This window comes from Streptomyces sp. NPDC007917 (genome assembly GCF_042959105.1).
Classification (GTDB): domain Bacteria; phylum Actinomycetota; class Actinomycetes; order Streptomycetales; family Streptomycetaceae; genus Streptomyces.
Window position 1 is genome coordinate 16,201 of sequence record NZ_JBIBKK010000024.1, and the last position, 23,567, is coordinate 39,767.

Genomic DNA, 23,567 nt, shown 5'->3' on the forward strand with positions numbered 1-23,567 from the left:
GCGTCTCCGTAGGAGAACAGATGGCAGTAAACAACTCCTGGAATGCCGCGCCTCGTGGTGGAGTGCGGCTGTCGGGCGCTGCCGTTGAAAAGGCGTGGCTGCCGGGCAGTCGTGATGCGAAAATCAGTCCGCGTCTTGATCCACATCCGCATCCCGGAGGTCCGCATGGACGTCGCCTCGCTGCTGCCGTTGACCACGGCCCGGTTGTCGCTGCGTCTGTTCACTCCCGGCGACGCCGACGACCTGTACGCCTACCAGAGCCTGCCGAGCGTGGCGCGCTACTTGTACCGGCCGGCGCACACGCGTGAGCGCAGCGAGCAGGTTGCCGCCGAGCGCGCGGCGCAGACGGCCTGGCGTGCCGACGGGGACAAGCTGGCGCTCGCTGTCTGCCGACGCGATGAGCCCGGCGTCCTTGGCGAGGTGAGCCTCGCCCTGGCTGATGCCCGCGCCGCCCAGGCCGAGATCGGCTGGACTCTCGACCCACGTCACGAGGGGCACGGCTACGCGACCGAGGCGGCCGCGGCGCTGGCCGGGTTTGCCTTCGACACGCTGGGCGTGCACCGGCTCTACGCACGGCTGGATGTGGAGAACACCGGGTCTGTGCGGGTCTGTGAGCGCCTCGGGATGCGCCGGGAGGCGCACCTGGTCGAGAACGACCTCGACGGGGATCGCTGGGGCAGCGAGTACATCTACGCGGCGCTGGCCGCGGACATTGGCGGTCAGTCAGGCAGTTGAGCCCGACGCCGCCTCCTGTTCGTGATCTTCCACATGGAAGAATCCTGGTATGTCTGGTGGGGATGGCCTGTTCGAGGTGGATCCGGCGGCGGTAGTTGAGCCGCAGACCGCGCCGGCGGTGCCGGTGAAGAACACGTTCCGGGTGTTCGTCCCCGATCAGATGATGTTGCTGCCGCCGTCGCTGGATGAGTGGTTGCCGCAGAACCATCTGGCGGGGTTCGTCGCCGAGTTGGTCGACGAGGTCCTGGACCTGGCCCCGATCCTGGCGGCCTACACCGAGAAGCGCGGGTTCCCGCGGTATGACCCGCGTCTGATGGTTCGGCTGCTGATCTACGGCTACACAACCCGGGTGCGCTCGTCGCGGGCGATCGAGCGCAAGTGCACCGATGATGTGGCCTTCCGCTACCTGGCCGCCGAAGCTTGAGGCCAATGCCTCAAAGCACAACTCCCGGCGCCGTGCAGGCCGCCGGAGACAAGGCCGCCGAGGTTGCGCGGCCGTTGGAGAAGGCGCAGGCCAAATTCACCGACCCGGACTCCCGGATCACGAAGAACAGCGACGGGGCCCCCACGCTCCTAGGGTTCGAAGGGCGGTCACGCGATGGAGTTGCCACCTGACCTGCTCGGACGTCCACCGTGTTGCTCAGGCCGGCCTGGGGAGGGTCACCCCGCACCAGCTCCGCGCGCGTGGCATACGCCGTGAGAATCGGGGTCAGCGGTCAGCGGTCAGCGGTCAGCGGTGGTTCCCAGACCGAACAGTCGTGGGCGAAGAGCACACGCCGTGGGTCGAAGTCGGCGAGTCGGTCCAGCCAGTGCTGATAAGGAGGAAGCGGCTGCTCCACGTCGTGGAGTGTCGCGTGGCGGGCCAGCTGCTCGGATAGGTGCCCCGACGAGCGGTGGCCAGCGCCACGGACGTCCTCACCGAGCGCGGCGAGGAAGACATCGCCCGCCTCAAGGAACTGACGAACGGCGTCGGCGCCGACAGCGTGCTGAAGTGCGTCGGCACCCCCGCGGCCATGCAGCAGGCGCTGAACTCCAATCGACCGGGGCCTCAACGGCCGCATCTCCGGGCGAGGTCTTAGTCCAGCCGGAACGGCGGGCCAATGGGTGCTCAAGGCGCGTGCGCTGGGAGTCACCTGGGCGCGTATCGGGGAGACTCTGGGGATGACCCGCAAGTCCGCCTGGGAGCGTTTCCCTGGCGAGGAATCGGGCTATCGAATGCGCGGGGCATAGCCACTCGTTGATGGTCGCGACGACGAGGGTCGCCTCGTAGCGGACCGCCAACTTGTCATACCGCGTGGCCACCGCCCGGTGTCTCTTGAGGCGATTGATGCCGCATTCGACCGCATGACTCGCGCGGTAGTCAACGGGACCTCCTCTCCGGCGCCAGTTCGTGGTGAAGTACTGACGATACCGTTACCAAATGTTGCCCGGTTCTTCACCTGACACCGCCAACGTCCACGCACGTGAAACACTCTTCATTTCTTCCTCCAGCGCTGAGCGCGGCGACGCGGCGGCGTTTCCTCACAGTCACGGGTGCCGCCGCCGGGCTCGCCCTTTCCGGCATGCTGCCCGGGATCAGCCCCGCCACCGCCGCGACCACCTCCGCCACCAAGCAGGACCCGTTCACGCTCGGGGTCGCCTCCGGCGACCCGCTGCCGGACGGCGTCGTACTGTGGACCCGTCTCGCCCCTGACCCGCTGGCGCCCTTCGGCGGCATGGACCAGCGGACCTACTCGGTCCAGTGGGAGATCGCCGCCGACGAGCGCTTCAGCCGGGTGGTCCAGCGCGGGACGGCGAAGGCCGCACCCGAGTACGGCCACTCCGTGCATGTGGACGTCCGCGGCCTCAAGCCGGCCCGCGAGTACTACTACCGCTTCCGCACCGGCGGGTTCGTCAGCCCGGCCGGCCGGACGAAGACGGCTCCGGCGCCGGACCAGCTGCTGCCGAGCATGACCCTCGCTGTCGCCTCCTGCCAGGCCATCTGGGAGGGCTGGTTCACCGCCCACCGCGACCTGGCCGCCCGCCACCACGACGTGGTGCTGTTCCTCGGCGACTACATCTACGAGTTCGGCAACGACCGCGGCGTCCGCCCCGGCGACGACGACCCGCTGCGGACCCGTCAGACCGTCACCCTGGACGAGTACCGCCAGCGTTACGCGTACTACAAGACCGACCCGGACCTGCAGGCGGCGCACCACACCGCCCCGTGGATCGTGGTCTTCGACGACCACGAGGTCGTCGACAACTGGGCCGACCGGTACGCCGGGAGCACGCCCACCGACGAGTTCCTCGTCCGGCGGGCCAACGCGTTCCGCGCCTACTGGGAGAACCTGCCGCTGCGCGCACCGCAGTTCCCGGACGGTCCCGAGATGCAGCTCTACCGCCGCCTGCGGTACGGGCGGCTGGCCGAGTTCTCCATGCTCGACACCCGCCAGTACCGCAACGACCAGGTGAACGGCGACGGCGTCAAGGCGCCCAACGAGGCCACGGCCGACCCCAGCCGCTCCATCCTCGGCTTCCCCCAGGAGAGATGGCTGCTCGACGGCCTCACCGCGTCGCAGTCCACCTGGAACGTCCTCGGCCACCAGACCGCCATCACTCTCCTCGACACGGTCTCCGGCCCCGGCGTGGCCGTCCCGATGGACGCCTGGGACGGGTACAGCGCATCGCGCGACCGCCTCCTCGGCGGCATCGACGAGCGCGGCATCCGGAACGTGGTGAGCCTCGCCGGCGACCTGCACCGCACGGTGGTCAGCGACCTCGCGCTCGACTTCACCGACCCGGACTCGAAGGTCGTAGCCACCGAGTTCGTCGGCACCTCCCTCACCTCGGCGCAGGACGGCGAGGACCTGGACGCCGGAGGGCGGGTGCTGCTCGAGGAGAACCCGCACATGAAGTTCGGCAACTTCCAGCGGGGCTACATCAGTTGCGAGATCACCCCGGACCGCTGGATGTCCGAGTTCCGGGTGTGCGACCGGGTCACGGTGCGCGAAGGCACCGTGAGCACCCGCACCAAGCTCGCCGTCGAGAGCGGCGTCGCCGCCGTTCAGCAGGCCTGAGAAGAGGAACAACCATGAAGAAGACCCTGACCGCCGCCGCGGTCGCGGGCGTGCTGACCGCCGGCGTGACCCTCGCCGCTCCCGCGGAGAACGCCGTTGCCGCGGGCGGCAAGTCCCGCTCGAACGTCGTGATGTGGGCCTCGCCCGCCGCGGTGTCCGCCAACGAACTGCCGTGCCTGCCCACCTCGATCGCGGTGACCCTGACCAACACCGGCACCGAACCGGTCTTCGCGGACGCCACCCTGAAGGCCGAGGCGCCGCTCGTCCTCTCCGACACGGTCTTCCAGACGTACCTGCCGCCCAACAACCCGGCCCAGCCGGTGACCAAGTCGTTCGGCGTGCTCGTTCCGCGCGGGACGAAACCAGGGACGTACGACATCACCGTGACCAGCGGCAAGCAGAGGGAGGTCGTCCCGGTCACGGTCCAGCCGGTCCCCGAGCGCGGGCCCGGGGCCAACCTCGCCTACGGCGAGCAGGCCATCGCCTCCTCCACGCACGGCAACTTCACGCTCTGCGGTGCCGTCGACGGTGACAAGGACCAGAGCCACTGGGACACCCTGACCGGCTGGAACGACGCCACCCGGGACGTCTTCCCCGACTGGTACGGCGTGGAGTGGCCGACGGTCCAGACGGTCGACCGGGTCGAGCTCTGGACCAAGACGCCGGCCGCCACGAGCGGCATCCGGGACTTCGACATCCAGGTCCGTGACGGCGACACCTGGCGCACCGTCGCGCAGGTCGTGGGCAACACCGAGGAGCACGTCGTCACCACGTTCCCCACCGAGCAGACCGACGCGGTGCGCGCCTTGATCCACTTCGGCCGCAGCAACTACTCGCGCCTCGTTGAACTCGAGGTCTACGGCCCGCAGTAGCAACCCGAGCCCGGCGACGGGGCGTCCCACCTGTTGACCCAACGGGCTGGGGCGTCCCGGCGCCCGCACTCGACGTCCTCCCCAGGAGGCAGAACCATCGACCTCGGATCCCCCGTCACCCCGGCATCACCCGCTACGGACCGCGTGAGTGTTGCGGACCATGGCCGCCCTGCTGGGCCGCGGCCGCACCGGCCATCCGAGAAGGAGAATCGTGACCACCGCCGAGTCCACTAGCGGGAGCGCCGCCTACTGGGAACCGCTCTGGGCCGAAGGCCGCCGATACCGGCAGGTGTGCGGAGCCGAGAAGCGGCTGATGGACGAGCACCTCGGCCCGGGGCACGCCCGCGCCGCCCTCGACATCGGCAGCGGCGCCGGCGCCCTGGCCCGCCATCTCCACCACGAACTCGGATACCGCACGACCGGCGTCGATTGCTCCCCCAGCGCCATCTCCCTCGCCGTCGCCGAAGATACCGGCGCCGTCCCGGGGCCGGCCTGGCGGTGCCTGGACATCACCACCGGCGACCTGGCCGCCCTGCCGGACCCGGCGTACGCCGTCATCACCTGCCGGCTGGTCTACCGGTGGATGGAGGACAAGGCCGCGTTCGTCGACCGTGTTCGCCGCCTCCTGGCGCCCGGCGGCACCTGCTGGGTCGTCACCGAGATCGCCGGCCGCCGCACGGCCGCCGCCCCGGCCCTCCAAAGGCTCGGCATCACCCCCGCGGACGCCGAGCTGCTCACGACCGGATGGTCCACCGTCCGCACCGCCGACCTCGATGTCCTGCGCTGCTACGCCCTGCGTCCCTGACCACCCCTCTGCTGCTGGAGAGCGCCTCATGCCGGACATCGACACACAGAACCAGGGCGTCTGGACCACCTACGGCGCCCACCGGATCCAGCGGAATCGAGCTGCCCGAGCTGGACCGATGGGCCTGGGACATCCCCGACACCGGCCCCGGCGCAGAGTTCTTCGGCGACGTGAAGGGGCTCCGCGTGCTCGACCTCGGCAGCCGTCTCGGCCGGCTCGCCCGCGACTACGAAACCCTCTCCGGACGCTCCGAAGCCATGGCCCACCTCGCCATGACCGACCTCATGGCTCGCCGCCTCACAGCGAAGCCACCATCTCCTGGCGCGATCCGAAAACCGTCACCTCACGAGCCGGTAGGACGAAGCGGCACGTCCGTCCCACGTGAGGCGACGGCGTCCGGGCACCGCACATGGTGTGTCGACGGCATTGACCGGCTCACCGTCCACGTCCGTGACGGTGAGGTCGCCCCCGGTGGCCGGGATCTCCACGACGACGGGCCCCGAGGGGCCCGTGCGAATCGTGGCGGTGGTCAGTTCTCCCGCGTCCCAGTCCACGTCGACGGTCAGTCCGCCGCGACAGCGGATACCGGCCACGTGACCGTTCCGCCAGCCACGCGGGAGCGTCTTCAGCAGGCTGACGGCTCCCTCGTGACTCTGCACCAGCAGTTCCACGATGCCCGCGACGGCGCCGAGATTGCCGTCGATCTGGAAGATATAGCCGCCCGGCCACTCCGAGTGCGGGTGCAGGTCCAGAAGGGACCACGACGTCAGGTCGTTCAGCAGGACGTCGAGCGAACGCTCGGCCAGCCCGGTGTCCCGCAGTCGCGCGGCAAGACACAGGATCCACGCCTGGCTCCAGCCGGTGTATCCGCTGCCGTGCTGGAGCCTGGTCGCGAGAGCCTTCCTGGCTGCCGCGAACACCTCGGGAGTGCCACCCTCGGTGATACGCGTCCCGGGGTGGAGGCCGTAGAGGTGGGACAGGTGGCGGTGGCCCGGCTCCGCACCAGGCCGCTCGTCCTTCCACTCGAGCAGTTCACCGCTCGCGCCGATGCCGGGCAGACGCAGGGCACCCAGCGCGTGTCGGGCGCGGGCGAGCAGCCCGTCGTCGTCACCATGTCCGAAGTGTTCGGCCAAGGTGACGTACCGGGAGAGCACCTCATGGACCAGTTCCTGATCCATCGTCGCTCCTTCGGTAACCGCGGCCCCCCGCGGCGCCGAGGGGAGGACGAAGCGGTGCTCGGGTGACGTGGAGGGGCTCATGACGAGCGAGCCGTCGTCGTCGGGTACGAGCATGTCGAGCGCGAACAGGGCGGCCGAGCGGTGCACCCGCAGGGCGCACCCCGCGCCGAAGTCGTCGTTCCCGCCGTACTCGTAGTGGTCCCACACGTGGGCGGCCAGCCAGTACAGGCCCGTCGGCCAGGTGGCCCACTGGGTATCGCCCTTGACGGGCGTGGAGAACCGCCAGATGTCGGTGTTGTGGTGGACCACTGCGCCCGCGGCGCCGTTGTACCGCGCGGCGGTGGCCGTGCCGCTCTCGGCGAGGTCGTCGGCGAGCGTGAGCATCGGGCCGTGCACGTCCTGCAGGGCGGTGCTCTCGGCGGCCCAGTAGTTCATCTCGACGTTGATGTTGGTGGTGTAGTTCGCGCTCCAGCCGGGGCGGACGTCGATGTTCCAGATTCCCTGGAGGTTGGCGGCCTGAGTGCCCGGGCGGGAGCTGGAGATCAGCAGATAGCGGCCGAAGTGGAAGAGGAGTTCCGCCCGCGCGGGGTCGCCGTGGGCCGCGGCGGGTGAGGCCGACAGGTCGAGGTCGACGCGGTCGAAGTAGCTCCGGTAGTCGTGGACATGACGTTGGACGAGCTGTTCGACCGTGCGGGTCAGGGCTTGGGTCACGGTCTCTTCCGCAGAGCGGGCGAGGGCGGCGAGGTCGGCGCTGGGCCGCCGGTCGTAGCCGCGGAAACCGCTGGCGGCTGCGGCGATCAGGCGTAGTTCCTGCGGTCCGGTTCTCTCGACCGCCACCGCTACCGCGAACCCGGCGCCGGCGGCCACGGTGCCGGCCTCGTCCGGCTCGTCGTCGCCGTAGACGACCGCGGGTTCCTGGTCGACGTAGTTGGGCAGCACACGGATCGGCACCCGGCCGGTGGCCACGAGCAGGCCCGGTCGCGGGGTGGCGGTGGTGACCGGATGGGGGGAGACGAAGGTGGGCAGGACAGGGTGCGCGGCGGCACCGGGCCCGGTCACCGTGACCACGAGCACGTTGTCGGGGGCCGAGACGAAGCCCGAGATCTCGACCTCCGCTCCGGCGGGCCCGTAGCCGGTGGTGGCCACCGCGTCGGCCAGGTTCAGCCGGCGGTGGTATCCGGTGGCGTCCGACGTGTCGGCGTAGTGCCATTCGAGCCACCCGAGGGGCTGGTAGGACTCGGTCCAGCCAGGTCCCATCATGGCCTGTGCCAGCTCCTCGGCCCGGACGTTGTCCTCGGCCCGGATGGCCTCGCGCAGCTGCGGGAGCAGGTCGGCCGGTGACCCGGTGTCCGCAGCGGTCACCGGGCCGCCCGACCACAGGCTGTCGAGGTTCAGGTCGATGCGCTCGGTTCCCACGGCTCCGCGCAGGGTCCCGCCCAGTGATCCGTTGCCGATCAGGAAACTGTCGTGGAACGCCGTCGCCGGCTCGGTCAGTTGGATGGTGTGACGTCGCAATTTGTGTCGTTCTTTCTCGGTGACGATCGTCCGTTACCCGACCGCCCAGTGCCACGTACCAGCGGTCCATGGGGCTTCGGAGCCCACGGGCCCACGCGCAGCGCTCGCGGCTACGAGGCGCCGTCCCGGGCCAGGTACTCGCGCAGCCACTGCTCAGTGGTACTGACATGCATGAGGGCGGCGGCCTGGGCGAGGGCAGCGTCGCCGGCGGCCAGCGCGTGGTAGATCGCCTCGTGCTCGGCCAGTGTGCGGCCGGCGGCATCCTCGTCGACCAGTCCGCGCCAGACACGCGCGCGCAGCGTCCGGCTCGCGATGCCCTCCAGCAAAGTGGCGAGCGTCGCGTTGCCCGTGGCCGCGATCACCGCGCGGTGGAACGCGGCGTCGTGCTCGTTGAGCTCCTCGACGTCGTCGCGGGCCGCCTGCATCGCCTCCAGGTGTCGCTCCACCTCGGCGAGCCCCTCGGCCGAGATGCGGCCGGCGGCCAGGCCGGTGGCGATCGGCTCGAACAGTCGGCGGACCTCGGTGAGTTCCAGCAGAGTGTCGCCGCGCAGCAGTTCCACCGCTGATCCGATACCGCTCAGCAGCAGTTCCGGCTCCAGGCTGGTCACGTACGTGCCGTCGCCGCGCCGGATCTCCAGCACCCGCGAGACGGCCAGCGCCTTGACCGCCTCCCGCATCAGATTGCGGGACAGCCCCAGCTCCGCGGCGAGCTGCTGTTCGGGCGGCAGCTTGGCACCCGGGGGAAGCTCGCCCGACTGGACGAGCTCCCTGATGCGGTCGATGGCCTTGTCGGTCAATGACATGCTGCGCTACCCCCTGCTCATCCCTGGGCCTCGGCAGCGTACCAATACATCCCACAACCCAGGAAGGAGCGGAGTGATCACATCATCAGGGTTCGCATCGGCTCCCCTGTACTCGCAGGTGATCCGCATCTCGATCGCTTTTGCGCGCGAGAGGGACGGACACCGTTTCCGGGGCGCCCTATAAATTCATCCCATGTCTCCTTGAGGGATCATCTTGGCCGCACAAGCCGAGGACACACGCTCACGGCCGCGTACGTGCTGGTCACACGGGTGTGAACGTCCACAGCAGGTTGGTGCTGCTCCCGTAGGTCCACTGTTTGGTGACCGAGCCCGAGCCGACGTTGCCGCCGCCGTCGAGGACCAGGCCGGTGGCCCGGTTGGCGATCGAATACTGGTCGCCACCCCGGTGGGTGATCGTCCACTGCTGGTTGTTGCCACCGTTCCAGGCTGCCTGCCTGGCCGCGGAGCCGTCGGCGGTGGCGCCCCAGCCGTCGGCGACCATGCCGTTCGCGCGGTTGACCAGCTTGTAGTAGCCGCCTGGGACCTCCACCGCCTGCCACTGCAGGTTGGAGCTGCCGTCCCAGGTCCACTGCTTGAGGTTGGAGCCCGAGGCGACGTTGCCGCCGCTGTCCAAGGCGAGTGCGTTGGTGACGTTGGTGATCCGGAAGTGCGTCGCCGGGTTGAACTGGACTCTCAGCGAGGTGATCTGGTCGTTGTTGCCGGTGATCCGCAGGTCCGGGTTTTCAGTGGGGAAGGTCCAGGAGGTGCCGGTGAAGTTGTCCCCGGAGTAGCCGATCACCTGATAGCCGGGGGCCGGCCGGAGGGAGGAGAGGGTGCGCGCGCCCAGTCCGGCCGCGATCAGGCCGGCCGCCGTGTAGTCGCCGAGGGCGAGCACGGCGGCGTCGCCGCTGTAGTCGACCTCCTTGAAGGCAACGGCGCCGGCGAGCGGCCGCAGACCCGGAATCCTGCCGGAGAAGGCGAGCTTGAGGACGTAGGCGCCCGCGCGGTACGGAGCTGAGGACGGCAGGGCGACCGTGAGACCGGAGGTGTTCTGGGCCGGCGTGGGCAGGTCGATGTAGGTGCCGGCGGTGGAGCCGAGCAGCTTCACCGAGGTCAGCGAGGAGATGTTGATCCGGTCCGAGTTGAGGGTCTTGATCGTCAGCGAGCTGCCGGGCCAGCCCAGGACGGTGGCGTACAGGATGTTGTCGGCCTTGTTGCGGGTGAAGCGGATGTCCTCCGCGGTGCCGGCATGCGGGGTGGTGAACGCGCCGCCGCCCATCTTCGTCGGACCCTCGCCGTACGCCGTCCAGGCGCGGGTCGCGTACACCGACTCGCCGAAGCGTTTCAGGTGGTCTCCGATGCCGAGCAGGATGTCCTTCTGTGCCTGCGGGATGGTGCCGTCGGCCATCGGCGCGATGTTCAGCAGCATATTGCCGTTCTTGCTGACCCGGTCGATGAACGAGTGCAGCATCTGCGGGATGGTGTAGTACCCGATGCCCTGGGTGTAGCACCAGCTGCTGCTGGAGATGCTGTCGTCGGTCAGCCAGTACGGGGTGGTGATGTCGGCCGGGCCGCCGCGCTCGTAGTCGAAGACCTCGCCCTTGCTGTTCATGCCGTCCTTGTACGTGGCGACGACCTCACGGCCCCAGCTGCCCGCCTGGTTGTAGTAGTACGACAGGAAGTTCAGGCGCTTGGTCTCGTCGACGGCGTCCAGCTTGAAGTCCTGCCACAGGATGTCGGGCTGGGCGCGGTCGATGACCTCCTTGAGCTTGTCGAACCAGAGCTGGTTCTCCGCGGCCGGCCCCAGCTGCCCGTAGAGCTTCTTGAGGCTGCTGTCCGTCTGGGCGGGGACGAATTCATAGAAGCCGTTGAAGTGGTACGCGTGGTGCATGGCCACCAGCAACTTCAGGCCCTTGGCGCGGATGGCCGTGGAGAACAGCCGCAGCAGATCGAGACCTGGACCCTTCTTCACCGAGTTCCACTCGTTGACCTGGCTGTCCCACATGGAGAAGCCGTCATGGTGCTCGGCGACCGGGCCGGCGAACTTGGCGCCGGCGTCGACGAACAGCTGCGCCCACTCATCGGGGTCGAAGTTCCCGCCGGCCGACTTCAGCTTCGGCGCGAACTTCACGACGTTGCCCGCCAGGTCCCGCGCTCCGTTGATGAAGTTGTGATAGGGCCACGCCGATGGCTGGCCGTAGGTCGCGGTGTGGTGTTGGTTGGCCCGGCTGCCGGCCTGGTACATGCTGCGCGGGTACCACTCGTTGTCAAAGGCGGGGACGCTGAAAGCGCCCCAGTGGAAGTAGATCCCGAACTTCGCGTCCCGGAACCACTCCGGGGCCGGCGGGTGCTGGTCGACCGAGTTCCAGTCGGGTGTGTACGTGCTGGGCGCCGCCTGGGCGACGCCGGCGCCTAACGCACCTCCGCAGACGGCCGCCGCGGCCACGCAGGTGGCGTTGGCCAGGAACTGGCGTCTGTTGATCGAGCTCGGCATGGACACATCCCTGGGGCGGAGAGGAAGGGGGATCAGGGGACAGCAATGGGCGTGGCTGCTTGTGCCTGGAGCGTCGCTTGTTATTCACGAAGGTCGGCCATGTCTCCCTGGGATGTCAACGGGCGTGCAGGGATGAAAAGCACCGCACGACCAGTCGATTTGCGCCATTTACACCCTTAGATGCGCGTTGGTGACTGCTGAAACATGGCATGTCTGGCAGCTGCTTCGCAGCCGATTTCCCTCACCAAGGAGACAAGATTGATGGGATGCATCTTGCCTCCAACTTCCCGGACTCTCACTTCAAATGCGCCTTGAACTGGGACTTTACAAGAGGGCAAGTGCGGGACTGGACAGCCCAGCGGGAGCATGCCTATAAATACATCCCATCTCTGCTGTGCGGCGATAGACAGATGTCGTCGAAGCGAAACATCTCCCGCTACGGGACCAGCGCGAGGAACCATCGATGAGACTCAGAACCGTCCTCTGCTCCGCCGTCTCCACCCTGTCCGCACTGGCGCTGCTCGGCGCGTGTGGCAGCGGCTCCACCATCACGGGTGGCAAGGTCCAGGAGTGAATCAGGCGGCCGTCGCCGCCGCACACCGCCCGCCGCTCCCCCCTTCCCTCGCGGGGAGCCGGGTTCCCACCTGCTTCTCACAGGAGTCGCTGTCATGCCCTCTGCCGTGTCCCCTCGCTCGGCATCTGCCCGTATCACCGCCCTCGACGTCCTGGACGTGCGGTTCCCGACATCCGAGCATCTGGACGGGTCGGACGCGATGAACCCCGAACCCGACTACTCAGCCGCCTACGTCGTCCTGCGCACCGACGCCGGTGACGGGCTGGAGGGCCACGCCCTGGCCTTCACCACCGGACGCGGCAACGACGTGCAGGCCGCCGCCATCGCGGCCCTCGCCCCACACGTGGTCGGCCTGTCCGTGGCGGAGGTCTGCTCGGACCTGGGCGGGTTCTCCCGCTCCCTCGTGCACGATCCCCAACTCCGCTGGCTGGGACCCGAGAAGGGCGCCATCCACATGGCCATCGGCGCGGTGGTCAACGCCGCCTGGGACCTGGCGGCCAAGCGTGCCGGCAAGCCGGTGTGGCGGTTCCTCGGCGAGATGTCCCCCGAGGATCTGGTCGCGCAGGTCGACTTCCGCTGGCTCAGCGACGCGATCACCCCCGAGGAGGCCCTGGACATCCTGCGCCGCGCCGAACCCGGACGCGACGAAAGGATCGCCCGCCTGCTGGAACGCGGCTACCCGGCCTACACCACCACCCCCGGTTGGCTCGGCTACTCCGACGAGAAGCTGGCCCGCCTGGCCCGCGAGGCCGTCGCCGACGGCTTCACCCAGATCAAGCTGAAGGTGGGCGGGTCCCTGGAGGACGACACACGGCGCCTGCGCACCGCCCGCGAGACGGTCGGCGACGGTGTCCGCATCGCCGTGGACGCCAACCAGAGATGGGATGTCGCGCAGGCCATCGACTGGATGCGCGCTCTGGCGCCGTCCCAGCCGTACTGGATCGAGGAACCCACCTCCCCCGACGACATCCTCGGTCACGCCGCGGTCCGCAGGGCCGTCGGCCCCATCAAGGTCGCCACCGGCGAGCACATCGCCAACCGGGTGGTGTTCAAACAGCTTCTCCAGGCCGGCGCGGTCGACATCGTGCAGATCGACGCGGCACGGGTCGGCGGAGTCAACGAGAACATCGCGATCCTGTTGCTCGCCGCGAAGTTCGGCATACCGGTGTGCCCCCACGCCGGCGGCGTCGGTCTGTGCGAGATGGTGCAGCACCTGTCGATGTTCGACTACGTCGCCGTCTCCGGCACCCTGGAGGACCGGGTCATCGAATACGTGGACCACCTCCACGAACACTTCGTCGACCCGGTACGCATCGCCGACGGCCACTACCTGGCGCCGGAGCTCCCCGGGCTGAGCGCGCAGATGCATCCCGATTCCCTGAAGGAGTACGCGTACCCCGACGGCCCCGTCTGGACCGCCCGTGGCTGACGCCCTGGCCCTTGTCGACACCCACCACCACGTATGGAACCTGGACCTCCGGCCGCAGCCCTGGCTGTCTCGGCTACGACGTGCTCATTCGCAGCCACCAGTTCCCCCAGGCGATCCGGCTCGCGGAAAGGCTGCCGGAGCTACCGCTCGTCCTGGACCATGCGGGCAAGCCACCTCTCGCACGGCGGGAACCGGCCAACTGGGCCCGGCAGTTGCGCGGGCTCGCCCGGCATCCCAAGGTCCACTGCAAGGTCTCGGGGCTTGTCACGGAGGCCGACCACGAAAAGTGGACCGTCGACGACATCCGCCCGGTGTGGGACGTCCTGCTCTCCGCCTTCGGCCCCGACCGGCTGATGTTCGGCTCCGACTGGCCGGTCTGTGTCCTCGCCGGCGGGTGGAACCACTGGGCCGCCGCCGTCGAGGAACTCCTGGACGGCTGGTCGGCCACCGAGATCCACGCGGTGCTCGCCGGTACCGCGACGGCCTTCTACCATCTGACGCCCGCCCCGACGAAGGAGGGGACGCCGTGCTCCTGACGGAACTGCTGCACCCCGCAATCCTCGCATCCCTGGCCGGATCGGGCCACGGCGCCCGCGTCCTGCTGGCCGACGGCCACTACCCCGCCAGTACGGCCACCGGGGAGTGGGCGCCGACCGTGCACCTCAATCTGCGGCCGGGCCTGCTGGACGTCACCACCGTGCTCGATGTCCTGCTGCGGGCGATCCCCGTCGAGTCGGCCCATGTCATGGTGGGGCCCGAGGGCGAACCGGAGCCGCCGGCCGTCGCCGAGTACCGCTCCCGCCTGGCGCCCGCCCCGGTGGAGGCACTGGGCCGGTTCGAGTTCTACGACGCCGCCCGCTCCTCCGACCTCGCGCTGACGATCGTCACCGCCGACATCCGTACCTACGCCAATCTGCTGCTGACCATCGGCGTCCGCGCTGAAGGGACCCTGACTCCACGATGACACTCGCAGTCCGCTACACGGCCGCCCGCACCCTGGACACGGGGCCGGCCGATACCCGCTCCCCCGGCCCCGGCGAGGTGGAACTGGCCCCCGCCTACGTCGGCATCTGCGGCACCGACCTGCACATCTTCCACGGCGACATGGACAGCCGGGTCGCCACACCCGCGGTCCTCGGACACGAGATGTCCGGCCGTGTCGTACGCGTCGGACCGGACGTGAAGGGCTGGCAGCCCGGTGACGCGGTGACCGTGATGCCGCTGCGCTGGGACGGCACCTGCCCCGCTTGCCGGACCGGCCACCAGCACGTCTGCCAGAAACTCGACTTCATCGGCATCGACTCGCCCGGCGCGATGCAGCAGCGCTGGACAGTGCCCGCTTCGACGCTCGTACGCCTGCCGGAGTCCGTGTCACTGGACCGGGCCGCGCTCGTCGAACCCACCGCCGTCGCCGTGCACGATGTCGGCCGGGCCGGCATCCGGGGCGGGGAGAAGGTCGTCGTGGTCGGCGGAGGGCCGGTGGGCGTTCTCATCGCGCTGGTCGCGCGCGCCGAAGGAGCCGACGTCCGCGTCGTCGAGCTGAGCGCCCATCGGCGGCGGCTCGCGGCCGACTTGGGTCTGCTCGCCTGGGACCCGGCCGCCGACGACGTGCCGGAGCTTGTGCGGCAGTGGACCGGCGATGCGGGCGCCGACGTCGCCTTCGAGGTCTCCGGCTCGGCGGGTGGCGTGGATACGGCGGTCGATGTCCTCGGGGTGCGCGGTCGGCTGTGCCTGGTGGCCATCCACCCCCGTCCCCGCGAGGTGAACCTCCACCGCTTCTTCTGGCGCGAACTCACCCTCGTCGGGGCCCGCTTGTACGACCGCTCCGACTTCGAGAGGGCGGTCGCCCTGGTGGCGGACGGCACGATTCCCGCGGCTCGGCTGATCAGCAAGGTCGTGCCGCTCACCGAGGCCCCTGCCGCGTTCGAGGCGCTGGAGGCCGGTGGCGATGTGATGAAGATCCTCGTGGACTGCACCGGCGAGACTGAAGGAGCCGCCGCATGAGCGCGTTCGACCTGACGGGCCGACTGGCTGTCGTCACGGGAGCCCGCCGGGGCATCGGCCGGGCCATGGCCCGTGCTCTGGCCGAGGCCGGAGCGGACGTCATCGGCGTCAGCGCCAGTCTGGAGGAGTCCGGGAGCGAGGTGGAGAAGGATGTCCTCGCCGCGGGACGCACCTTCGAGGCGATCCGCACGGACTTCGCCGACGTCGACGCCGTGCGTGCTCTGGGCGAGGACCTCGCCGGACGGGCGCGGCCGGTGGACATCCTGGTCAACAACGCCGGCACCATCCGTCGCGCACCCGCGGCCGAACACACCGACGCCGACTGGGACCTGGTGCTCCAGGTGAACCTCAACGCGCAGTTCGCCCTGAGCCGGGCGGTGGGCGCGGCGATGGTGGCCCGCGGCCAGGGGAAGATCATCTTCACCGCGTCACTGCTCAGTTTCCAGGGCGGCATCACCGTCCCCGGTTACACCGTCGCCAAGCACGGCATCGCCGGCCTGACCAAGGCCCTGGCCAACGAGTGGGCACCGCACGGCGTCAACGTCAACGCTCTCGCCCCGGGCTACATCGCGACTGACAACACCCAGGCGCTGCAGGACGATCCGGTGCGCAGCAAGGCCATCCTGGACCGCATCCCCGCCGGGCGCTGGGGCACCGCCGACGACCTCGCGGGCGCCACCGTGTTCCTGGCCTCCGACGCGGCCGCCTATGTCCACGGCACCGTGCTTCCGGTCGACGGCGGATGGCTGGGACGCTGACCCCCTCCCTCGTCAGCCGTCCCAGTACCGTCGATGTTGTTCACTCGGCTCCGGGGCTGAGCAGCCGCTGCCCTTGGGAGCCGTCGATCACGGGTTCACGGCGCCGGCCCTGGCGACCGTGGACCCGTTCAGGAGTGGTCGTCGGGGTACGGCAGCCCCAGGCACGGCGGGAGTTCGGTTTCCGTCCGTTCCCGACCACTTGTGTTAACGGTCACATCACCGCATGATTGTGGCGTCGGAATCCGAAGTGTCAAGAGCTCGCGCACCATGGATTTTTCCGGGCCTCTTCCGCCGGACCGGGCCCGGCGGCCGTGCAGATGATCGCTGAGGACGAACCCACGCCCGAGTGACCGGTCACACAGGCGCACCGACAAGGAGCGAGGAGCCAGCCATGCCGAGCGGCTACCGCCGCCTTCCCGGAGTCGGCACAGCTTGATGTGCACGGCCCCTGACACCAGTGGCGCCCCCACCGTGACCATCCGCGATGTCGCGCGGGAAGCCGGCGTCTCCCACCAGACGGTCTCCCGCGTCATCAACGGCCACTCCGCCGTGGCCGATGCCACCCGTCACCGGGTCGAAGCCGCCATCGATTCGCTCGGATTCCGGCCCAACCACGCAGCCCGCGAACTCGCGGGCAAGGCAGCCCGCTCGCTGACCGTCCTCACCAGCGACACCAGCCTGTACGGGGCCGCCTCGACACTGCGCGGCATCGAAGAGGCCGCCCGAGCCGCCTCATTCACGGTCGCGGTCAGTGTGCTGGACCGGCATGCCCATCCGGACCGGGCCGAGTTACGCGCCCGCCTCGCCCGGCCGGGCGAACCCGTCGTGGTCATCGCCTTCGACGCCCCCGGGGTGCATGCCCTGCGGCTGCTGCCCGCGGACACACCGGTGGTGGCCGCGGTAGAGCACCCCTCCGGCAGCGAGCCGGTTTCGTCTCGGCCGCAGGCCTGGCTGGACGACCGGCTCGCCGCCGCCCACGCCACCCGCCATCTGCTGGGCCTGGGCCACCGCACCGTGCACTACCTGGCGCTGCCTTCCTCGACCGCGGACGTGGCCCAGCGCACGCAGGGCTGGCTGGACGCGCTGCGCGCGGCCGATGCCCCGGAACCGCCCGTGGTGGAAGGCGGCTGGACGCCGCGTACCGGCTATCTCGCCGCGCGGGAGCTGGTCGCGGACCGGTCGGTGACCGCGGTGCTGTGCGGCAACGACGACGTGGCCGCCGGGGTGATGCGGGCGGCCCGCGAAGCCGGACGTCACATCCCCGACGATCTGAGCATGGCCGGCTTCGACGACATACCCGTCGCGGCCTTCCTCGCCCCAGCGCTGACCACGGTCCGACTCGATTTCGAGGGGCTCGGCCGCACCTGCTTCGGACTGCTGCACAGGCTGCTCGACCCCGCGGCCCCCGCTCCCGACCCCTGCGACGAGCCCGCCCTGATCGTCCGTGAGAGCACCGGCCCGTGGCGCGGGACCGGCGAATAAACGGCAGCGCGAGTGCCGTTCCGGCCACGTAAGCCAAGTGCCGGACACACAAACAGCCTTCATCGCCCATCGGCGGGCTGGTTGGCGCGAGGGGTGTTGACGTCCCACGGAGTCCGCCTATCATCCATGCTTGTCCGGTCTTCCGATTGCTGTTCGTTATCTCGAACGGCAATGCGGGGTGGACAGGTTTGTGTCGGCCCCACAGACCACCGTTGACAGCCGTATCCGGTGCGCTTCCCCCTACGTCACCGCGCCGGAGTTCGACGACGCGGGCGGCAGCGTTCAGGAGAGCCATTCCCAGCCGACACAGGGAGCTTCCCCATACCCCCACCCGACCGGCGACCGCGGCCACCCGGCCGTCAGCAGCCTTCCTCAACACAGGCATGACCGCACCACAGCCGTAATTGGGAGCGCTCCCAATGAGAACTCCTCGACCTCCAAGGAGAACCATGACTGCTGTGAAGCCACCCGGCCGGCGCCGACACGCGGCGTTAGGTCTGCTGGCCGCCGGCGTGATGGCGGTAGCCGGGACCGCGACCGCCGCGCCGGCGTCCGCCACTGCCACGGCCACTGACGCCTCCGCCTCCGCCTCCGCCTCCGTTCAGGCGTCCACCCTGGGCGCTCAGGCGGCCCAGTCCGGGCGGTACTTCGGGACCGCCGTGGCCGCCGGCAGACTCGGCGACGGAACGTACTCGACCATCCTGAACCGCGAGTTCAACATGGTCACCCCCGAGAACGAGATGAAGTGGGACACCACCGAGCGCTCCCGCGGCTCCTTCAACTTCGGCCCGGCCGACCAGATCGTGAACCAGGCCACCTCGCACGGCCAGCGCGTACGCGGCCACACCCTGGTCTGGCACTCCCAGCTGCCCAGCTGGGTCAGCTCCATCGGCGACCCCAACACCCTGCGCAGCGTGATGAACAACCACATCAACGGCGTGATGAGCCACTACAAGGGCAAGATCTACGCCTGGGACGTGGTCAACGAGGCGTTCGCCGACGGCGGCAGCGGAGCACACCGCCCCTCGGTCTTCCAGAACCTGCTGGGCGACGGCTTCATCGAGCAGGCCTTCCGCACCGCACGGGCGGCCGACGCGTCGGCCAAGCTCTGCTACAACGACTACAACATCGAGAACTGGAGCGACGCGAAGACCCAGGGCGTCTACCGCATGGTGCGCGACTTCAAGTCCCGTGGCGTGCCCATCGACTGCGTCGGCTTCCAGGCCCACTTCGGCACCGGCGGCCCGCCCGCCAGCTTCCAGACCACCCTGTCCAACTTCGCCGCCCTCGGCGTGGACGTGCAGATCACCGAACTCGACATCGCGCAGGCACCGACGACCGCGTACACGAACACGGTGAAGGCCTGCATGAACGTGGCACGGTGCAACGGCATCACGGTCTGGGGCATCCGGGACACCGACTCCTGGCGCTCCGGGGAGAAGCCACTGCTCTTCGACGGCAACGGCAACAAGAAGCCGGCCTACAACGCGGCGCTGACCGCGCTCGGCGGCACCCCCGCGGCGAAGGCCACGCCGAACACCGCGACCAGGGCCGCAGCACAGGCCCCGGCGAAGAACGCGGCCTCCCCAGGCTCGCCGGCGGCCGCCCTGCCCGGCAGCTTCAGCTGGAGCTCCAGCGGGGTCCTGATGTCCCCCAAGCCGGACTCCAGCCACAACATCGCCGGGCTCAAGGACCCGACCGTGGTCTACTACAACGGCAAGTACCACGTGTTCGCCAGCGTCGCCAGCGCCTCCGGATACAGCCTGGTCTACCTGAACTTCACCGACTGGTCCCAGGCAGCCTCCGCCCCGCACTACTACCTGGACCGCAGCGGCATCGGCACCGGATACCGGGCCGCACCCCAGGTGTTCTACTTCGCGCCCCAGCGCACCTGGTACCTCGTCTACCAGACCGGCAACGCCTCGTACTCCACCAACACCGACATCAGCAACCCGAAGGGGTGGAGCGCCCCGCGCAACTTCTACTCCTCCATGCCGGACATCATCAAGCAGAACATCGGCAACGGCTACTGGGTCGACATGTGGGTGATCTGCGACAGCGCCAACTGCTACCTGTTCTCCTCCGACGACAACGGACACCTGTACCGCTCCCAGACCACCCTCGCCCAGTTCCCGAACGGGTTCACCAACACCGTCATCGCCGCCCAGGACTCCAACAAATACGCCCTCTTCGAAGCCAGCAACGTCTACAAGGTACAGGGCAGCAACCAGTACCTGCTGATCGTCGAGGCCATCGGCTCGGACGGACGGCGCTACTTCCGTTCCTGGACCTCCAGCAGCATCGGCGGCTCCTGGACACCCCTGGCCGCCTCCGAGAACAACCCCTTCGCCCGGGCCAGTAACACCGCCTTCCCCTCGGGGGCCTGGACCCGGGACATCAGCCACGGCGAACTGGTCCGCGCCGGGTACGACCAGACCCTCACCATCAACCCCTGCAAGATGCAGTACCTGTACCAGGGCATGAACCCCAACGCCAGTGGCGACTACAACACCCTGCCGTGGCGGCTCGGCCTGCTCACCCAGACCAACACCTCCTGCTGACCGACGCGGAGACATCCGGCCTCGGCACGGACATCAGCCCCTGGGACGCGTACCGCGCCGAGGCCCCTCCCGATCGCCCCGGTCACTCCATCCAACACACAGGCGGGTGCCGTCAGTGACGCCCCTGCGGCACCCCTCCGGGAAAGGAACCACGGTGCCCATACGACCACGCGGACGACTGCTCCGCCTCCTTGTGGCCGCCGCTCTGACGGCCACCGCGTTCACCACGGCCTCGGTCCACTCGCCGGCCAAGGCCGCGCCCGGCAGTCCGGCGCTCACCCCGCCGCTGGGCTGGAACAGCTGGAACAGCTTCGGGTGCGGGGTCACCGAGGCGCAGGTCCGCCAAGCCGCCGACGCGATGGTGTCCTCGGGCATGCGGGACGCCGGTTACCGATACGTGGTCGTCGACGACTGCTGGTTCGACCCGCAGCGCGACGCCGCTGGCAACCTGCGGGCCAACCCCACCAAGTTCCCCGGCGGGATGAAGGCACTCGGGGACTACATCCACCAGAAGGGCCTGAAGTTCGGCATCTACCAGGTGCCCAACGAGCGCACATGCGCCCAGGGCACAGGCGGCTACCCGGGCTCCACCGGCAGCAAGGGTCACGAGGCGCAGGACGCCCGCACGTTCGCCTCGTGGGGCGTGGACTACCTCAAGTACGACTGGTGCTCCTCCGCCGGCACCCGGGACGAGCAGGTCGCGAGGTTCACGCTCATGCGCGATGCCCTGCGCGCGACCGGGCGCCCGATCGTCTACAGCATCAACCCGAACAGCTTCCACGCCATCACCGGCGACAGGTACAACTGGGGCGAGGTCGCCGACCTGTGGCGGACGACCGAGGATCTGCTCGACATATGGCAGAACGGCAACACCAACAGCTATCCGATGGGCGTGGGCAACGTCCTGGACGTCACCGCGCCGCTGGCCGCGCAGTCCGGTCCTGGCCACTGGAACGACCCGGACATGCTCGTGGTCGGCCGACCCGGCCTGTCGCTGACCGAGTCCCGCTCCCACTTCGCCCTGTGGGCGCTGATGGCCGCGCCGCTCATGGCGGGCAACGACATCCGCACCATGTCGGCCGACGTGAGCGCGATCCTGCGCAACCCGCGCCTGCTCGCGGTGAACCAGGACTCCCTGGGCGCTGGCGGGCGCAGGGTGCGCGACGACGGAAACACCGAGGTGTTCGCCAAGCCCCTGTCCGACGGCTCGGTCGCCGTGGGCCTGTTCAACCGGGGCAGCGGCACGGCGACGGTCACCACCACGGCTGCCCAGGTCGGTCTGTCCGGCGGGTCGTTCACCCTCACCGACCTGTGGACCGGCGGCACTTCGAACACGACCGGCCAGATCTCGGCGAGCGTGCCCGCACACGGCGTCGCCGTGTTCCGGGTGACCGGTGGCACCCCGCTGGCCGCCACCACCTCCCGGCTGCGCGGCAACGGGTCGGGTCGCTGCCTGGACGTGGACAACGCCTCCACCGCCGCCGGGGCCACGGTACTGATCTGGGATTGCCACACGGCCGCCAACCAGCTGTGGACCACATGGGACGGCGGCGAGATCCGCGTCTTCGGCGACAAGTGCCTGGACGCCTACAACCAGGGCACCACCAACGGCACCCGTGTCATCACCTGGCCCTGCAACGGACAGGACAACCAGAAGTGGACCGTGAACTCCGACGGGTCGATCCGCAACGTGCACGCCGGCCTGTGCCTGGACGTCGACCAAGCCGGCACCGCTGGCGGAACCCCGCTCGTCCTGTGGACCTGCGACGGCCGGGCCGGACAGAAATGGAGCCGGGCGTGAGGCCCGATCGCGGCGGTGTCCGCCCCGGCGGCCGTCCAACGTCACTCGTCGACCAGCCCCCCGTGGAGACCACGATGCTCCCGGCCCGGCCCCTCCCCACCCACGCGAGGCTCAGCCGAGCCGTGGCCTGGGTGGTGGGCCTCGTCCTGGCGTTCGCCGCCGTCCCCGCCGCGGTACAGCCCACGGCGGCCAGGGCGGACAACCCGATCGTGCAGCACATCTACACCGCCGACCCTGCCCCTTTGGTTCACAACGGCCGGGTTTACCTCTACACCGGGCACGACGAGGACGGCTCCACCAACTTCACCATGAAGGAGTGGCGGGTGTGGTCCTCCGACGACATGGTCAACTGGACCGACCACGGCTCGCCGCTCAACCTGGCCACCTTCAGCTGGGCGTCCTCCAACGCGTGGGCGGGACAGACCACCTACCGCAACGGCAAATTCTACTGGTACGTGCCGGTGACGAACCGGGCGACCGGCCGGATGGCCATCGGCGTGGCGGTGTCGGACAGCCCCACCGGACCGTTCCGTGACGCCATCGGCCGCCCCTTGGTGGAGAACGGCGAGATCGACCCCACCGTCTTCGTCGACGACGATGGCCAGGCCTACCTGTACTGGGGCAACCCGAACCTCTGGTACGTCAAGCTGAACGCCGACATGACCTCGTACTCGGGCAGCCCGGCCAAAATCCCGCTCACCACCGCGGGCTTCGGCACCCGCGCCGGCGACCCCAACCGGCCCACCCTGTTCGAGGAAGCGCCCTGGGTCTACAAGCGAGGCGGCCTGTACTACATGGTGTTCGCGGCCAAGTGCTGCTCGGAGTTCATCGCCTACTCCACGGCGCCCGGCCCGACCGGACCGTGGACCTACCGCGGGACGGTCATGCCCACACAGGGCAGCAGTTTCACCAACCACCCGGGTGTCATCGACTTCAAGGGCAACTCGTACTTCTTCTACCACAACGGCGCCCTCCCGGGAGGCGGCGGCTACACCCGCTCGGTCGCGGTGGAGAAGTTCACCTACAACGCCGACGGCACGATCCCGACCATCACCATGACCGGCACGGGCGCGCCCCAGGTCGGCACGCTCAACCCGTACGTACGCCAGGAGGCCGAGACGATCGCCTGGGGCTCCGGGATCGAAACCGAGCCGTCGTCTGAAGGCGGTATGAACCTCGGATGGCTCGAGAACGGCGACTACGTCAAGGTCAAGGGCGTGGCCTTCGGCACGGGCGCGTCCTCCTTCACCGCCCGCGTGGCCTCGGCGACCGGCGGCGGCACCGTCGAAGTCCGACTGGGCGGTCCGAACGGGACGGTCGCGGCCCGGTGCGCAGTACCGAACACCGGGGGCTGGCAAACCTGGACGACGGTGTCCTGCCCGGTCAGCGGGGCGACGGGAACCCAGGACCTGTATCTGCGGTTCGCCGGCGGCAGCGGCTACCTGGTCAACGTGAACTGGTGGCAGTTCACCCCCGGCGCCGGTGACCGGTTCTGAC

Annotated in this window: 15 protein-coding genes and 4 pseudogenes; 15 read left to right on the top strand and 4 right to left on the bottom strand. The window is 69.3% G+C overall.

What is annotated here, in order from left to right; translation table 11 throughout:
• Window positions 1-165 precede the first annotated feature (165 nt).
• The gene (locus tag ACFZDL_RS34980; protein ID WP_353596976.1) at window positions 166-735 is read left to right on the top strand and encodes a GNAT family N-acetyltransferase; all 570 of its coding nucleotides are present in this window, start codon (window positions 166-168) and stop codon (window positions 733-735) included.
• Between the two features lie 67 nt (window positions 736-802).
• A pseudogene (locus ACFZDL_RS34985) lies at window positions 803-1,153 on the top strand (transposase); the annotation flags it as partial.
• Between the two features lie 298 nt (window positions 1,154-1,451).
• Here ACFZDL_RS34985 and ACFZDL_RS34990 read toward each other — a convergent pair.
• A pseudogene (locus tag ACFZDL_RS34990) lies at window positions 1,452-1,610 on the bottom strand (N-acyl homoserine lactonase family protein); the annotation flags it as partial.
• Window positions 1,611-1,637: 27 nt separating this feature from the next.
• On the opposite strand from ACFZDL_RS34990, the pseudogene ACFZDL_RS34995 reads away from it, so the two are divergent.
• The 4 genes and pseudogenes from ACFZDL_RS34995 to ACFZDL_RS35010 all read left to right on the top strand — a co-directional run.
• Window positions 1,638-1,781, top strand: a pseudogene (locus tag ACFZDL_RS34995) (IMP dehydrogenase); the annotation flags it as partial.
• Between the two features lie 516 nt (window positions 1,782-2,297).
• Complete coding sequence (locus ACFZDL_RS35000) at window positions 2,298-3,794, top strand: alkaline phosphatase D family protein (RefSeq protein WP_353596964.1); 1,497 nt, start codon at window positions 2,298-2,300, stop codon at window positions 3,792-3,794.
• Window positions 3,795-3,808: 14 nt separating this feature from the next.
• Window positions 3,809-4,666, top strand: a complete 858-nt coding sequence (locus ACFZDL_RS35005) for a hypothetical protein (protein WP_353596965.1) — start codon at window positions 3,809-3,811, stop codon at window positions 4,664-4,666.
• Between the two features lie 211 nt (window positions 4,667-4,877).
• A complete protein-coding gene (locus tag ACFZDL_RS35010) occupies window positions 4,878-5,471 on the top strand; it encodes a class I SAM-dependent methyltransferase (RefSeq protein ID WP_353596966.1) in 594 nt (197 codons plus the stop codon).
• A 338-nt stretch (window positions 5,472-5,809) separates the two neighbouring features.
• Here ACFZDL_RS35010 and ACFZDL_RS35015 read toward each other — a convergent pair whose 3' ends face one another.
• From ACFZDL_RS35015 to ACFZDL_RS35025, 3 genes are all read right to left on the bottom strand, one after another.
• A complete protein-coding gene (locus tag ACFZDL_RS35015) occupies window positions 5,810-8,164 on the bottom strand; it encodes a glycoside hydrolase family 95 protein (RefSeq protein ID WP_353596967.1) in 2,355 nt (784 codons plus the stop codon).
• Between the two features lie 110 nt (window positions 8,165-8,274).
• Entirely contained in the window at window positions 8,275-8,967 is a 693-nt protein-coding gene (locus ACFZDL_RS35020; RefSeq protein ID WP_353596968.1) for an FCD domain-containing protein, read from the bottom strand.
• A gap of 262 nt (window positions 8,968-9,229) precedes the next feature.
• A complete protein-coding gene (locus ACFZDL_RS35025) occupies window positions 9,230-11,461 on the bottom strand; it encodes an alpha-L-fucosidase (RefSeq protein ID WP_353596969.1) in 2,232 nt (743 codons plus the stop codon).
• 668 nt (window positions 11,462-12,129) lie between these two features.
• Between ACFZDL_RS35025 and ACFZDL_RS35030 the strand changes: the two genes are divergently transcribed.
• The 9 genes and pseudogenes from ACFZDL_RS35030 to ACFZDL_RS35070 all read left to right on the top strand — a co-directional run bounded on the left by ACFZDL_RS35030 (window position 12,130) and on the right by ACFZDL_RS35070 (window position 23,566).
• Window positions 12,130-13,464 carry an enolase C-terminal domain-like protein gene (locus ACFZDL_RS35030; RefSeq protein WP_353596970.1) on the top strand — a complete coding sequence of 445 codons (1,335 nt, stop codon included), beginning with the start codon at window positions 12,130-12,132 and terminating at the stop codon, window positions 13,462-13,464.
• 68 nt (window positions 13,465-13,532) lie between these two features.
• Window positions 13,533-14,000: pseudogene (locus ACFZDL_RS35035) on the top strand (amidohydrolase family protein); the annotation flags it as partial.
• On the top strand, window positions 13,991-14,428 hold the full coding sequence (locus ACFZDL_RS35040) for an RbsD/FucU family protein (protein ID WP_353596971.1): 438 nt from the start codon (window positions 13,991-13,993) through the stop codon (window positions 14,426-14,428). The pseudogene ACFZDL_RS35035 and the gene ACFZDL_RS35040, both read left to right, overlap by 10 nt.
• Window positions 14,425-15,468, top strand: a complete 1,044-nt coding sequence (locus ACFZDL_RS35045; RefSeq protein ID WP_353596972.1) for an alcohol dehydrogenase catalytic domain-containing protein — start codon at window positions 14,425-14,427, stop codon at window positions 15,466-15,468. The genes ACFZDL_RS35040 and ACFZDL_RS35045 overlap by 4 nt, the downstream gene beginning before the upstream one ends.
• Window positions 15,465-16,226 carry an SDR family oxidoreductase gene (locus ACFZDL_RS35050; RefSeq protein WP_353596973.1) on the top strand — a complete coding sequence of 254 codons (762 nt, stop codon included), beginning with the start codon at window positions 15,465-15,467 and terminating at the stop codon, window positions 16,224-16,226. Before ACFZDL_RS35045 ends, ACFZDL_RS35050 begins: the two co-directional genes overlap by 4 nt.
• Before the next feature lie 435 nt (window positions 16,227-16,661).
• Window positions 16,662-17,708: a LacI family DNA-binding transcriptional regulator gene (locus ACFZDL_RS35055; RefSeq protein ID WP_353596974.1), complete on the top strand. Its 1,047-nt coding sequence runs from the start codon at window positions 16,662-16,664 to the stop codon at window positions 17,706-17,708.
• Window positions 17,709-18,157: 449 nt separating this feature from the next.
• On the top strand, window positions 18,158-20,269 hold the full coding sequence (locus tag ACFZDL_RS35060; RefSeq protein ID WP_391193322.1) for a non-reducing end alpha-L-arabinofuranosidase family hydrolase: 2,112 nt from the start codon (window positions 18,158-18,160) through the stop codon (window positions 20,267-20,269).
• Between the two features lie 154 nt (window positions 20,270-20,423).
• Complete coding sequence (locus ACFZDL_RS35065; RefSeq protein WP_353595466.1) at window positions 20,424-22,070, top strand: RICIN domain-containing protein; 1,647 nt, start codon at window positions 20,424-20,426, stop codon at window positions 22,068-22,070.
• 74 nt (window positions 22,071-22,144) lie between these two features.
• Complete coding sequence (locus tag ACFZDL_RS35070) at window positions 22,145-23,566, top strand: family 43 glycosylhydrolase (RefSeq protein WP_391193351.1); 1,422 nt, start codon at window positions 22,145-22,147, stop codon at window positions 23,564-23,566.
• Window position 23,567 lies beyond the last annotated feature (1 nt).

Excerpts from the sequence above, each read along its gene's own strand:
- ACFZDL_RS35000 (WP_353596964.1), top strand. The coding sequence starts at position 2,298 with ATGCTGCCCGGGATCAGCCCCGCCACCGCCGCGACCACCTCCGCCACC.
- ACFZDL_RS35020 (WP_353596968.1), bottom strand. The coding sequence starts at position 8,967 with ATGTCATTGACCGACAAGGCCATCGACCGCATCAGGGAGCTCGTCCAG.
- ACFZDL_RS35045 (WP_353596972.1), top strand. The coding sequence starts at position 14,425 with ATGACACTCGCAGTCCGCTACACGGCCGCCCGCACCCTGGACACGGGG.
- ACFZDL_RS35030 (WP_353596970.1), top strand. The coding sequence starts at position 12,130 with ATGCCCTCTGCCGTGTCCCCTCGCTCGGCATCTGCCCGTATCACCGCC.
- ACFZDL_RS35055 (WP_353596974.1), top strand. The coding sequence starts at position 16,662 with ATGTGCACGGCCCCTGACACCAGTGGCGCCCCCACCGTGACCATCCGC.
- ACFZDL_RS34980 (WP_353596976.1), top strand. The coding sequence starts at position 166 with ATGGACGTCGCCTCGCTGCTGCCGTTGACCACGGCCCGGTTGTCGCTG.
- ACFZDL_RS35025 (WP_353596969.1), bottom strand. The coding sequence starts at position 11,461 with ATGCCGAGCTCGATCAACAGACGCCAGTTCCTGGCCAACGCCACCTGC.
- ACFZDL_RS35060 (WP_391193322.1), top strand. The coding sequence starts at position 18,158 with ATGACTGCTGTGAAGCCACCCGGCCGGCGCCGACACGCGGCGTTAGGT.
- ACFZDL_RS35070 (WP_391193351.1), top strand. The coding sequence starts at position 22,145 with ATGCTCCCGGCCCGGCCCCTCCCCACCCACGCGAGGCTCAGCCGAGCC.
- ACFZDL_RS35005 (WP_353596965.1), top strand. The coding sequence starts at position 3,809 with ATGAAGAAGACCCTGACCGCCGCCGCGGTCGCGGGCGTGCTGACCGCC.
- ACFZDL_RS35050 (WP_353596973.1), top strand. The coding sequence starts at position 15,465 with ATGAGCGCGTTCGACCTGACGGGCCGACTGGCTGTCGTCACGGGAGCC.